Annotated in this window: 13 protein-coding genes; 8 read left to right on the top strand and 5 right to left on the bottom strand. The window is 64.9% G+C overall.

Annotated elements, in window-relative coordinates; all coding sequences use genetic code 11:
• Positions 1–11: 11 nt before the first annotated feature.
• From IC762_RS28900 to msrA, 4 genes are all read right to left on the bottom strand, one after another.
• Positions 12–302: a hypothetical protein gene (locus IC762_RS28900; RefSeq protein WP_195785560.1), complete on the bottom strand. Its 291-nt coding sequence runs from the start codon at positions 300–302 to the stop codon at positions 12–14.
• 221 nt (positions 303–523) lie between these two features.
• Positions 524–688 carry a DUF3309 family protein gene (locus IC762_RS28895; RefSeq protein ID WP_195785559.1) on the bottom strand — a complete coding sequence of 55 codons (165 nt, stop codon included), beginning with the start codon at positions 686–688 and terminating at the stop codon, positions 524–526.
• Positions 689–1,042: 354 nt separating this feature from the next.
• Positions 1,043–1,456, bottom strand: coding sequence for a peptide-methionine (R)-S-oxide reductase MsrB (msrB, locus tag IC762_RS28890; RefSeq protein ID WP_195785558.1), 414 nt, complete (start codon positions 1,454–1,456; stop codon positions 1,043–1,045).
• Positions 1,457–1,469: 13 nt separating this feature from the next.
• A complete protein-coding gene (msrA, locus tag IC762_RS28885; protein ID WP_195785557.1) occupies positions 1,470–2,186 on the bottom strand; it encodes a peptide-methionine (S)-S-oxide reductase MsrA in 717 nt (238 codons plus the stop codon).
• A gap of 281 nt (positions 2,187–2,467) precedes the next feature.
• On the opposite strand from msrA, the gene IC762_RS28880 reads away from it, so the two are divergent.
• Positions 2,468–4,201 carry a caspase family protein gene (locus IC762_RS28880; RefSeq protein ID WP_195785556.1) on the top strand — a complete coding sequence of 578 codons (1,734 nt, stop codon included), beginning with the start codon at positions 2,468–2,470 and terminating at the stop codon, positions 4,199–4,201.
• A 136-nt stretch (positions 4,202–4,337) separates the two neighbouring features.
• Here the strand turns inward: IC762_RS28880 and IC762_RS28875 are convergent, their stop codons facing one another.
• Positions 4,338–5,447 (bottom strand): ATP-dependent DNA helicase, encoded by a 1,110-nt coding sequence (locus IC762_RS28875; protein WP_195785555.1) that lies wholly within the window; start codon positions 5,445–5,447, stop codon positions 4,338–4,340.
• Between the two features lie 212 nt (positions 5,448–5,659).
• Between IC762_RS28875 and IC762_RS28870 the strand changes: the two genes are divergently transcribed.
• The 7 genes from IC762_RS28870 to IC762_RS28840 all read left to right on the top strand — a co-directional run bounded on the left by IC762_RS28870 (position 5,660) and on the right by IC762_RS28840 (position 12,421).
• Positions 5,660–6,865, top strand: coding sequence for an LLM class flavin-dependent oxidoreductase (locus IC762_RS28870; protein ID WP_195785554.1), 1,206 nt, complete (start codon positions 5,660–5,662; stop codon positions 6,863–6,865).
• Between the two features lie 215 nt (positions 6,866–7,080).
• Complete coding sequence (locus tag IC762_RS28865) at positions 7,081–8,031, top strand: sulfonate ABC transporter substrate-binding protein (RefSeq protein ID WP_195785553.1); 951 nt, start codon at positions 7,081–7,083, stop codon at positions 8,029–8,031.
• 24 nt (positions 8,032–8,055) lie between these two features.
• Positions 8,056–9,009, top strand: a complete 954-nt coding sequence (locus IC762_RS28860) for a sulfonate ABC transporter substrate-binding protein (protein ID WP_195785552.1) — start codon at positions 8,056–8,058, stop codon at positions 9,007–9,009.
• Positions 8,991–10,172 (top strand): FMNH2-dependent alkanesulfonate monooxygenase, encoded by a 1,182-nt coding sequence (ssuD, locus tag IC762_RS28855; protein WP_195785551.1) that lies wholly within the window; start codon positions 8,991–8,993, stop codon positions 10,170–10,172. The genes IC762_RS28860 and ssuD overlap by 19 nt, the downstream gene beginning before the upstream one ends.
• Positions 10,169–10,975, top strand: coding sequence for an aliphatic sulfonate ABC transporter permease SsuC (ssuC, locus tag IC762_RS28850; RefSeq protein WP_195785550.1), 807 nt, complete (start codon positions 10,169–10,171; stop codon positions 10,973–10,975). Before ssuD ends, ssuC begins: the two co-directional genes overlap by 4 nt.
• Positions 10,976–10,983: 8 nt before the next feature.
• A complete protein-coding gene (locus tag IC762_RS28845; RefSeq protein ID WP_195785549.1) occupies positions 10,984–11,823 on the top strand; it encodes an ATP-binding cassette domain-containing protein in 840 nt (279 codons plus the stop codon).
• 7 nt (positions 11,824–11,830) lie between these two features.
• Positions 11,831–12,421 carry a flavin reductase family protein gene (locus IC762_RS28840; protein WP_195785548.1) on the top strand — a complete coding sequence of 197 codons (591 nt, stop codon included), beginning with the start codon at positions 11,831–11,833 and terminating at the stop codon, positions 12,419–12,421.
• Positions 12,422–12,660: the final 239 nt, after the last annotated feature.

Genomic DNA, 12,660 nt, shown 5'->3' with positions numbered 1-12,660 from the left:
GCGGAGAAGCGTTACGCGGCGTCGGCGTCGGTCTGGCTCGCGGCCGGGCGCGGATGGCGCGGCAGCGGGAAGGCTTCGCTCTCATAGAGCGAGCGGATGCCGTTCTGGTCGAACCGGGCTTCCTCGACCTGCAAATAGGCGCCGTTCAGCGAATCTGCCGGCAACTGCTCCATTGCGAACTGCACGGCTTCGGCGGCGGTGCCGAAACGGCGATAGGCGAAGCCGGCCCGCTTCTTCTTGCGGATCGCGGCAGGAAACAGCTCGGCGGATGTGTTGTAGTTGAACGGACGCAGGGGACGCATGGTCGACGACCTCTTTGTTTTTAGCGCTGGCGCGGCGATTGGGATTTTTGGGGACGGCGCCCTGCGATCGGCCGGCGCGCCGTACACTCATTTCGTCCCCTAATATAGGCCTATTTGACAGAAATGCGACCCCGGAAGCGGCCCGGCAGGGCACATGATGAATCCACGCATGGCACCGCAACAATTCTTATAAGTCGTTTTATTTCAAAGACTTACAGTATTTATACCTTGCCGAGCCAGGCCAGGATCAGGACCACGATCAAAATCACCCCGAAAAGGCCCATTCCGGAGTGGCCGAGGCCATAGCCATAGCCGCCGACCCGGCCGCTATAGCCGCCCGCGAGGATAATCAGCAGGAGAATGATGAGGATCAGTCCGAGCGACATGGTGCCCTCCTCGTGAGGAGGCGGCGGCCGCCCGGCGAGACGCCGACGGCCCCGCTAAAGGTGAGTGAAGCACACTTTGGGCGGCCGGGCGATGTCTACGTCGTCATTCCGGGGCGGTCACTAGAACTTCCCTCGTTTCCGTGCGGGCAAGAACGGTGGCCGTCAAAGCAAAACCCCGCGCGACCGGTTCTTGGTCGCGCGGGGCGGGTGAGACGTTCGACGTGAGGGGAGATTATTCGGCAGGTGCTGCCATCGCCCACCGTCATTGCCGGGCTTGACCCGGCAATCCATCGCAACGAATGACTCTTTTCAATGGATGCGCGGGTCAAGCCCGCGCATGACGCGTGTCCGCCGTCACTTCTCCTCGTTCAGCTTCAGCGCCGCCGAGTTGATGCAATAGCGCAGGCCGGTCGGGCCGGGGCCGTCGTTGAAGACGTGGCCGAGATGGCCGTCGCATTTCGAGCACAGCACCTCGGTGCGGATCATGCCGTGGCTGGCATCGCGCTCCTCGTCGACATGGCTCTCGGCCGCGGGCTTGGAGAAGCTCGGCCAGCCGCAGCCGGAATCGAACTTCTGGTCGGACTCGAACAGCGTCTGCCCGCAGCCGGCGCAGACATAGGTGCCCTTGCGGGGATCATGCTCGTATTCGCCGGTGAACGGACGCTCGGTCGCCTTCTCACGCAGCACGGCATACTGCATCGGCGTCAATTCCTTGCGCCACTCGGCCTCGCTCTTCGTGACCTTGCCGTCGGTTTTGGTGTCGGACATGGAAACTCCTCCGTCAGTTGGTGGCCTTCGTGCTGCTCACCAGCGTCGGCTTCTCGACGTAGTTCTCCGCAAAGATCTTCTTCAGGTTCTCGACCTTCGGGATGTCGTTATAGGCAATATAGGGCTGGTTCGGGTGCAGCGTCAGGTAGTCCTGGTGATAGCCCTCCGCCGGATAGAACGCCTGCAGCGCGCCGACCTTGGTGACGATCGGCTTGCCGTAGACCTTTGCGGCGTTGAGCTGGGCGATATAGGCGTCGGTCACCTTCTTCTGCTCGTCGCTGGTCGTGAAGATCGCCGAGCGATACTGCGTGCCGCTATCGGGGCCCTGGCGGTTGAGCTGGGTCGGATCGTGCACGACCGAGAAGAAGATCTGCAGGATCTTGCCGTAGGAGATCTTCTGCGGGTCGTATTTGATCTCGACCGATTCCGCGTGGCCGGTGGTTCCAGTCGACACCTTCTCGTAGTCGGCATTCGCCTTGCTGCCGCCGGAATAGCCGGACACCGCGCTGGCGACGCCGGCGGTGTGCTGGAACACGCCCTGCACGCCCCAGAAGCAGCCGCCGGCGACGACGACGGTCTTCAGGCCGCTCTCCTGCGCATCGGAGGCGGGCGGCGGGATGATCACGGCGTCCTCGGCGGCAAGCGAGGGCGCGACGGCAAAGGCGGCAACGGCCAGCGCGCCGATCGCGGCGGCGCCAAGCGTGAGGCGGCTGATGAAGCTGCGGGGCATTGGAGGTCCTCGTGGGAAACGCTGTTTGGGGGCCAGTCTAGAGCGGGAGCCGGCATTCGCAAATCGCGCCGAGCTGCTCCGATGCCCCAAGATACGAGCGAGGGGGTGTTTTGTTACGCCTAAGCCCACACGGTTTCGTGAAGGATTTCGACGGGTCTGCAATGGCTTAGGCAGACATCCATGGCGCCGTTCGGGCCGCACTTGACCGGAATCGACCCGTCCTTGCATCTGTGAACCGCGACCGGGAGGGCGCGACTTATCAGCTTGGGGGCCTCGCTCGGATGCTACGTCTGCTGCTCTCGTTGATTGCCGTTCTCATGCTCGCCGGAGCCGCCCATGCGGCCGGCGACATCGACACCTGCCGCAACGGCGAGGCCGAGGCCACCGCACGGCTTGCGGCCTGCGAGACCGTCATCGCCGACGACAGGATCACAGGCAAGTCGCGGGCCGCAGCCTTCGGGTATCGCGGCGACACGCTGGCCAAAAAGCGCGACTATGACGGCGCGATCGCAGCCTTCAGCGGCGCGCTATCCGCCGACCCCGACAACGTCTCCTACCTCAACTCGCGCGGCGTCGCCTATTCCAACAAGGGCGACGACCAGCATGCGATGGCCGATTTCGGGCGCTGTATCGAGCTGAACCCGCGCTATTCCAATCCCTACAACAACCGCGGCCTGATCTACATGCGCACCGGCGAGCTCCAGCGTGCGCTCGCCGATTTCAATCTCGCGGTCAGATACACCGCCTCCTTCGCCGAAGCGAAGTACATCCATCTCTACAACCGGGCCCGGGTCGAGACCCAGCTCAAGCAGTACGACGCGGCGCTGGTCGATTTCGGCGATGCCCTGACGCTCAAGCCCGACGGACCAAGGGTGTTCTCGCTCCGCTGCATCACCTACACCGAGATGAAGAAATTCGACGAGGCGCTGGCGGATTGCAACACAGCACTCGCGACCGCGCCAAAGGACGTCTTCGTGCTGGTGAGCCGCGCCAATGCGCGTTTCGGCAAGGGCGATCTCGCCGCCGCGCTCACCGAATACAACGAGGTGCTGAAGGCCGCGCCGAACAACATCCGCGGCCATGCCGGCCGCGGCCTATTGTTCGAGAAGCGCGGCGATATCAATGCCGCCCGTGCCGACTATCGCTCGGCCAGCGTTGCGCTGACGCTGGTCGACGACACCGAGACCGGAGTGGCGCGCAAATTCGCCAGGGAGCGACTGGCGGCGCTGGCGCCGTCCGTCGCCAATCTACCGCCTGTGCCGCCCAAATCCGCCAAGGGGACGTCGCCCGCGCCGGCGCCGTCGTCCGAGCCGCGCAAGGTCGCGCTGATCGTCGGCAACGGCGCCTACAAGAACGTCCCCGCGCTCGACAACCCGCCGCGCGACGCCAGGCTGGTTGCGTCGACCTTTCGCAGCCTCGGCTTTGCCGTGGTGACGCTGGAGGCGGATCTCGGCCGCGACAGGTTCTTCGCCGCGCTGCGCGCGTTCGGCGCCGAGGCTGAGAAGTCGGATTGGGCGGTGATCTATTATGCCGGCCACGGCATGGAGATCGGCGGCATCAACTATCTGATCCCGACCGACGCAAGACTTGCCAGCGACCATGATGCCGATAGCCAGGCGGTCGCGCTCGAGCAGGTGATCGCCGCCGTGTCGGGCGCGCGCAAGCTGCGCCTGGTGATGCTGGATGCCTGCCGCGACAATCCGTTCGAGAAGACCATGAAGCACACCATCGCGCTCAAGCTGGTCAACAAGGGCCTCTCCAACATCGAGCCGGAAGCCGGCTTCATGGTGGTCTATGCCGCCAAGCACGGCGAGACCGCGCTCGACGGCGACGCCGCGAATTCGCCGTTTGCGATGGCGCTGGCGCGCGACATCAAGGAGCCGAAGGTCGAGGTGCGCAAACTGTTCGACATCGTCCGCGACGACGTCTGGACCGCGACCAAGCACAAGCAGCAGCCGTTCACCTACGGCTCGCTGCCCGGACGTGAGGATTTCTATTTCGTGGCGGGGAAATAGTCGCTGTGTCCCGGACGCGGTGCGGTACGCAGTGCCGCTCCGCAGCGCCGGGACCCATGGTGCCGCATCGACCCGGGATCATGGACCCCGGACCAGCAGCGCACCGCTTCGCGCTGCGCAGCATCCGGGGAACGCCTCACACCACGATGCTGAGCCGCTTCGCCGCCCGCGTAATCCCCGTATACAACCACCTTGCGCGGCTGTCCTGGAACGCAAAGCTCTCGTCGAACAGCACCACGTCGTCCCATTGCGAGCCCTGCGACTTGTGCACCGTCAGTACATAGCCGTAATCGAACTCGTCATAGGGCTTGCGCTGCTCCCACGGAATGCCCTCGATGCCGCCGTCGAAACATTCGCCGCGCACCGAGACTTTTGTGACCTTGTGGCCAAAATCCTCGTCCGGCATCACGCGCATGGTGATGATCCTGGATTTCGATTGCGCCCGCGCCTTGACCCGCCACAGCCCGCCGTTGAACAGGCCCTTCTTGCGGTTGTTGCGCAGGCAGACCAGCTTGTCGCCGGCCACCGGCAAAGGATCCTCGATGTTCTGCCGCTGCCGCACCCGCATGTTGTAGGCGCGGCGGGTGTTGTTGCGGCCGACCAGCACCTGGTCGGCGCGCATCACGCGATCCGGATCGAGCTCCTTGCGCGACACCACCTCGCTCTCGCCATGGCGGCCGATCTCGAGCTCGCGGCCCTCGCGGATGTCCATCGACATCCGCACGATCGGATCGTCCTGCGCCTGGCGATGCACCTCGGTCAGCATCGCGTCCGGCTCGGCGTCGGTGAAAAAGCCGCCGCCTTGGATCGGCGGCAATTGCGCGGGATCGCCGAGCACCAAGAGCGGGCAGTCGAAAGACATCAGGTCGCGGCCGAGCTCGGCATCGACCATCGAGCATTCGTCGATCACGATCAGCTTGGCCTTGGAGGCCGGCGCGTCGTCCCACAATTCAAAGCTCGGCTGCTCGACGCCGGATTCGCGGGCGCGATAGATCAGCGAGTGGATGGTGGAGGCGCTGTCGCAGCCCTTGTTGCGCATCACCAGCGCCGCCTTGCCGGTGAAGGCCGCGAACTTGACTTCGCCGTCGACGCCTTCGGCGATGTGGCGCGCCAGCGTGGTCTTGCCGGTTCCGGCATAGCCGAACAGGCGGAACACCGGCGGCGTGCCGTTTTTGCCGGGCTTGGCCTTCAGCCATTCGGCGACGGCGTTCAGCGCGGAATCCTGGTGCGGCGTGAAGGTGGTCACGTGACTATCGTCTTGGGGCTTTCGGAGGGGCGAGCACGCGACCGATAACGCCGCGACTCAGACCTGCACAAGCTAAACATTCATGCGTTCCAATCAAGCCAGCTTCCGCTGCGCGGAATTGGAGTTTCGTCCCCAAGGCTAGACTTGGGTTGGGGCGGCACTAGACTGTCCAAAAAATGGGAGGCGGGGACGCGACCTTTGGGAGTGACGCCATGAAATTCGGCATCTTCTACGAGCTGCAACTGCCGCGCCCCTGGACCGACGGCGACGAGCTCAGGCTCTACCAGAACGCGCTGACGCAGCTGGAGACCGCCGACCGGCTCGGCTACGACTACGCCTGGGTCGTCGAGCACCACTTCCTGGAGGAGTATTCGCACTCGCCGGCGCCGGAATCCTTCCTTGCCGCCGCCAGCCAGCGCACCAAGAAGATCCGGCTCGGCCACGGCATCTATCAGCTCACCACCAACCATCCGGCCCGTGTCGCCGAGCGGGTTGCGGTGCTCGATCTGCTCTCCAACGGCCGCTGCGAGTTCGGCATGGGCGAGAGCGCCTCGATCACCGAGCTGACGCCGTTCGGCCGCGACATGGAGACCAAGCGCGAGGTGTTCGAGGAAGCCGTTGCCGCGATCTTCCCGATGTTTACCAAGGTCGGCACCGAGCATCACGGCAAGTATTTCGATATCCCCTTGCGCAACGTGGTGCCGAAGCCGGTGCAGAAGCCGCACCCGCCGCTGTGGATGGCGTGCTCGCAATTGCCGACCATCGAGCGTGCCGGCGAGAACGGATTCGGTGCGCTCGGCTTCCAGTTCGTCAGCGCCGAGGCGGCGCATGCCTGGGTGCACGCCTATTACAACGCGATCACCAAGCGGCTGAAGAAGCTCGCCGACTATGAGATCAATCCGAACATGGCGCTGGTCTCGTTCTTCATGTGCGCCGAGACCGACGAGGAAGCCCGCAAGCGTGCCGACGGTGCCACCTTCTTCCAGTTCGCGCTGCGCTACTACGGCCAGGCGCAGAACCGGCAGCGGCCGGCGCCCGGCACCGTCAACATGTGGGACGAGTACAACAAGTGGAAGCGCGACAATCCGGAGGCGCAGGAGGCCGCATTGCGCGGCGGCCTGATCGGCTCGCCGGAGACGATCCGCAAGAAGTTGCGGCGCTTCCGCTCGTCGCATATCGACCAGGTGATCCTGCTCAACCAGGCCGGCAAGAACACGCACGAGCATATCTGCGAGTCGCTTGAGCTGTTCGGCCGGAAAGTGATGCCCGAGTTCCAGCACGATCCCGAGCATGACGCATGGAAGCAGGGCGTGCTGTCAGGCGCGATCAAGCTCGAGGAGATCGACACTCAGGCCTTCACCGACCGCTATGGCAAGCTCGCGGTCAATGTCGGCACCAAAAGCGCTGCCGCAGGCTGATCGATTCTTGTGCGAGCCGCCTCGCGTTTCCGTGAGGAAAATAATTCGCTACACGCGATCCACGCCTTAAAAGAAACGGCCCGCGCGATGCCCGCACCGAAGTGCGGGCATCGCTATTTTTGTGCGGTGCTCGACAGCTTCATTCGCGCCCCCCATCATCCTGACAACGCGTGATCGTGCGCTGCAAAACGCGCGATCGTCAGGAGGTCGTTGGAATGAAGCGTCGTGAGTTCCTTAAATTCTCGCTCGGCACAGCCGCAGCTGCTGCGCTGGTTCAGCGCGCGCATGCGCAAGCCGGCGTGAAGGAAATTCGTATCGGCTACCAGAAGAACGGCGTGCTCGTCATCGCGCGGCAGCGCGCGACCTTGGAAGAACATTTCAAGCCGCAGGGCATCGACGTGAAATGGGTCGAGTTCTCCTCGGGCCCGCCGATGATGGAGGCGATGAACGTCGGCAGCATCGACTATGGCGCAGTCGGCGATTCGCCGCCGGTGTTCGCGCAAGCTGCCGGTGCTGCGATCGTGTATGCCGCAGGACAGCCGATCACCAACGGCCAGGGCATCCTGGTGCCGCAGAATTCGCCGATCCGCAGCATCGCCGAGCTGAAGGGCAAGCGGATCGGCTTTACCAAGGGATCGAGCGCGCACAACATCACCGTGCAGACGCTGGAGAAGGCCGGTCTGACCTACGCCGACATCACGCCGGTCTATCTGACGCCGCCGGACGCGGGGCCGGCCTTCGCCAATGGCAGCATCGATGCATGGGCGATCTGGGATCCGTATTTCGCGATCGGCGAGACCAAGCAGAACGGCCGCATCCTCGTGAATGCGCACGAGATCACCAAGAGCAACTCGTTCTACATCGCCAACCGCGACTTCGCGAAGAACAACGGCCAGCTGCTGCAGCAGATCATCGACGTCACGACATCGACGGCGGCGTGGGCTGAGGCGCATCGCGAAGACGTGGCGAAATCGCTCAGCGCGGTCACCGGCATCGCGCTGGACATCCAGACCATCGCGGCCAACCGTTCGGCGTTCAAGGTCGGGCCCGTGACCGACGACATCATCGCCACCCAGCAGGGCGTCGCCGACCGCTTCTTCAAGCTCGGCCTGATCCCGAAGCAGATCGCGATCCGCGACATCGTCTGGCGCAACCCCCAGAGCTGATCCACCCCCATCGAGGACGTTCCCATGACGCGTTTGTTTCGACGCTGGATTGCCTACGCGGTGCTATCGGTCGGCATGGTCGCAGCGACCGTCGGCGCTTCCTACGGGCAGGACAAGGTCGTCCGCATCGGTTTCCAGAAATACGGCAAGCTGGTGCTGCTCAAAAGCAAGGGCTCGCTCGAGGAGAAGCTGAAGGCGGTCGGCTACAAAGTCGTCTGGACCGAATTCCCGTCCGGCCCGCCGCTGCTCGAAGCGCTCAATGTCGGTGCAATCGATTTCGGCAACACCGGCGAGGCGCCCCCGATCTTCGCGCAGGCCGCCGGCGCGCCGATCCAGTATGTCGCCTATGAGCCGGCCGCGCCGAAGGGCGAGGCGATCCTGGTGCCGAAGGACAGCCCGATCAAGTCGGTGGCCGAGCTGAAGGGTAAGAAGGTCGCGCTCAACAAGGGCTCCAACGTCCACTATCTCCTGGTCAAGGCGCTGGAGCAGGCCGGCGTCAAATATTCCGACGTCGAAGTGGCCTATCTCGCGCCCGCCGACGCGCGCGCGGCGTTCGAGCGCGGCGCGGTCGATGCCTGGGTGATCTGGGATCCGTTCCAGTCGGCGGCGGAAGCCGCGACCGGCGCCCGCACGCTCGCTGACGGCACCGGCATCGTCGCGAATTACCAGTTCTACTTCGCTTCGAAGAAATTCCTCCAGAGCGATCCCAAGATCGTTGATCTCGTGCTGGCGCAGTTGAGCGAGGTCGATGACTGGGCGAAGTCCGACATTCACGCGGTGGCCGAGCAGCTTGCCCCGACCATCGGCCTGTCGGTGCCGGTGGTGGAAGTGGCGCTGAAGCGCCAGGCCTACGGCATCAAGCCGGTCACCGACGCGGTCATCGCCGATCAACAACAGGTGGCCGATTCATTCTTCGCGCTCGGCCTGATCCCCAAACACATCAAGATTTCCGACGTCGCATGGAGGCCGGGCACGTGAGCACCGCAGACAACGCCAACATCCTCTGGTTCCTGCCGACCCACGGCGACAGCCGCTATCTCGGCACGTCGATCGGCGGCCGCGAAGTGAACTTCAACTATCTGCGTCAGATCGCGCAGGCCGCCGATCAGCTCGGCTATTACGGCGTGCTGCTGCCGACGGGACGAAGCTGCGAGGACTCCTGGGTGGTGGCGTCCGCCGTCGCGCCCTGGACCGAGCGGCTGCGCTATCTGGTGGCTGTGCGTCCCGGCCTGCAATCGCCTGCCGTCGCCGCCCGCATGACCGCGACGCTGGACCGGCTGTCGAACGGCCGTCTCCTGATCAACGTCGTGACCGGCGGCGATCCGATCGAGAACAGGGGGGACGGCATTTTCTTGGGTCATGACGAGCGCTACGCGGTGACGCGCGAGTTCCTGAACGTCTACAGCGACCTGCTGGCCGGCAAGACCGTCAACGCCGACGGCGAACACATCCGGATCGAGGACGGCCGGCTGCTGTTCCAGCCGGTGCAATCGCCGCGTCCGCCGCTGTATTTCGGCGGCTCGTCGGATGCCGGCATCGACGTCGCGGCCGATACCGTCGACAAATATCTGACCTGGGGCGAGCCGCCGGCGCAGGTCGCCGACAAGATCGCGCGGGTGAGGGCGGTGGCCGCGCAGCGCGGCCGCAAGCTGTCATTCGGCATCCGCCTGCACGTGATCGTGCGCGAGACCAATGCGGAGGCCTGGAAGGCCGCCGACGAGCTGATCCAGTACGTGACCGACGACACGGTCGCGGCCGCGCAAAAAATCTTCGCGCGGATGGATTCGGTCGGCCAGCAGCGCATGGCAGAGCTCCATGGCGGCCGGCGCGACCAGCTCGAGATCAGCCCGAACCTGTGGGCCGGCGTCGGCCTGGTGCGCGGCGGCGCCGGCACGGCGCTGGTCGGCGATCCCCAGACCGTTGCCGCGCGGATCAAGGAGTATCAGGACATCGGCGTCGATACCTTCATCATGTCCGGCTATCCGCATCTCGAGGAGGCCTATCGCTTCGCCGAGCTGGTGTTCCCGCTGCTGTCGCTCGGGCACGGCAACAACGTGACGCCGATTCGCGTCAACACCGGGCCGTTCGGTGAAACCATCGGCAATGACTACCGTCCGCAGAAACAGGCATCGCAATCATGAGTTTGATCGACTCTCTCCCGCGCGTCACCGCGCCGAAATTGCCCAAGGTCGACGGCCTGATCCCCTGGATCGTGCCGCTTGCGATCGTCCTGATCTGGCAGCTCGCCTGCGTGACCGGCTTCGTGCCGTCGCGCGTGCTGCCGGCGCCGACCGACGTCGCGCTGGCGGGCTGGAAGCTGCTGCTGTCGGGTGAATTGATCAAGAACATCTGGGTCAGCTTCTGGCGCGCCTCGATCGGCTTCCTGATCGGCGGCAGCATCGGCTTCGCCTTCGGTCTCGCCAACGGCCTCTCGCAGCTGTCGGCCAAGCTCACCGACACCACGCTGCAGATGGTGCGCAACATTCCGCATCTGGCGCTGATCCCGCTGGTCATCCTGTGGTTCGGCATCGACGAGCAGGCCAAACTGTTTCTGGTGGCGCTCGGCGTATTCTTCCCGATCTATCTCAACACGCTGCACGGCATCCGCACCGTCGATCCGCAGCTGATCGAGATGGGCCGCATCTACGGCATGAGCGACGGCGAACTGTTCCGCCGCGTGATCTTTCCCGGCGCGCTGCCCTCGATCTTCGTCGGCCTGCGCTTTGCGCTCGGCATCATGTGGCTGACCTTGATCGTGGCCGAAACCATCGCGGCCTCGTCGGGCCTCGGCTACATGGCGATGCAGGCGCGCGAGTTCATGCTGATCGACGTCGTCGTGCTCTCGATCCTGATCTACGCCCTGCTCGGCAAGCTCGCTGACAGCGCCTCGCGGGCGCTGGAGCGGCTGACCCTGTCCTGGCATCCGGCCTTCCAGAACAAGTGAGAATGAGAATGCAAGAAGTGCTTCGTTTCCAGTCAGCCAACGCCGAACCGGTCGCGCGTGCCGACTTCATCGCCGAGGCCGAGCAGTTGCGCCGGGGGCCGGAGACGGCCGCCCGCGGGCTGTCGCTGACCATCCGGAGTTTACGCAAATCGTTCGGCGACAATGAGGTGCTGCGCGGCATCGATCTGCATATTCCCGCCGGTCAATTCGTCGCCATCGTCGGTCGTTCCGGCTGCGGCAAGAGCACGCTGTTGCGGCTGATCGCCGGTCTCGAGAAACCGACCGCGGGCAGCATCGCCTTTGGCGAACCGCCGCGGGCGCAGGATATCCGCGTCATGTTCCAGGAGCCGCGTCTGCTGCCCTGGGCGCGCGTGCTCTCCAACGTCGAGGTCGGGCTTGGCCGCGAGCGTTCGTCCGCCGATGCGCAGGCGCGCGCCGAGCAGGCGCTGGTCGAGGTCGGGCTCGGCGACAAGCGGGCGCAGTGGCCCTCGGTGCTGTCGGGCGGCCAGAAGCAGCGCGTAGCCTTGGCGCGCGCGCTGGTCAGCCAGCCGCGCGTGCTGGCGTTCGACGAGCCGCTCGGCGCGCTCGATGCGCTGACCCGGATATCGATGCAGGCGCTGCTCGAGCGGGTCTGGCGCGACCAGGGCTTTTCCGCGATCCTGGTGACCCATGACGTCGCCGAAGCGGTCGCGCTCGCCGACCGCGTGCTGGTCATCGAGGACGGCCGCATCGCGCAGGATGTCATGATCGACCTGCCGCGGCCGCGCCGCCGCGGCTCGGCCGAGCTTGCCGCGCTGGAGGGCGAGATCCTGAAGCATCTGCTCGAAGGCAGTGAAGACACGCTGTGAGGCCGTCATGAACCCCGTCGTCCGCAACGTCGCGATCGAGCCCGTGGTCTCCGCCGGCGAATTCCGCGGCGCGATGCGTCACCTCACCGGCGGCGTCAGCGTCATCACCGCCGGCCGCGGTGCGGAGATTTCGGGGATGACGGTGAGCTCGGTGTCGTCGTTGTCGGTCGATCCGCCATCGCTGATCGTCGGCATCAACCGTGCCGCCTCGTCCTGGCCGCTGATCGCGCGCCATCGCGTGTTCGGCGTCAACATCCTGACCGCCGATCAGGTCGAGATCGCCGAGCGCTTCACCGGCAAGGACGGCCTGAAGGGGGCGGCGCGCTTCACTGGGGCCGAATGGACCACGCGCGCCTCCGGCGTTCCGTTGCTGGTCGATGCGCTCGCCGCGCTCGACTGCGAGGTCGAGGAGGTCATCGAGCGGTACTCGCATGCGATCGTGATCGGCCGCGTGCTGGACGTGGTGTCGTCGCAACGCACCGCCGCGCTGGCCTATTGGCACGGCGAATACGTCGCGATCGACAAGGAGGAAGACGCCGCGCGGCTGGCCGAAGTCAGCCTGCCGTCGCGCCACGTCCATGCGCGGGGACTGCGCTAGGATTCTCGCTCTGGTTGCGTCTCGGCTGAAACATCCGGTGCGCGGATTGGCGGTGCCAGATACAGTCCAGGTTTGAAGTCTTGAGGCGACGGGCGGCTGAAGCAACCCGAACTTAACCGCAACATCAAGAGTTTCATCCAGATCGGCCCGTTCCGTATCTTGCCGTCGATCGCGGAATTCACCGAAACTACACCAAATATGCGGACCATCCCCGGATTGTGACCGCCTTCGCTCCAAGG

The sequence above is a fragment of the Bradyrhizobium genosp. L genome (assembly GCF_015624485.1).
In the GTDB taxonomy this organism is placed as follows: domain Bacteria; phylum Pseudomonadota; class Alphaproteobacteria; order Rhizobiales; family Xanthobacteraceae; genus Bradyrhizobium.
This window is presented reverse-complemented; position numbering and strand designations above follow the sequence as displayed.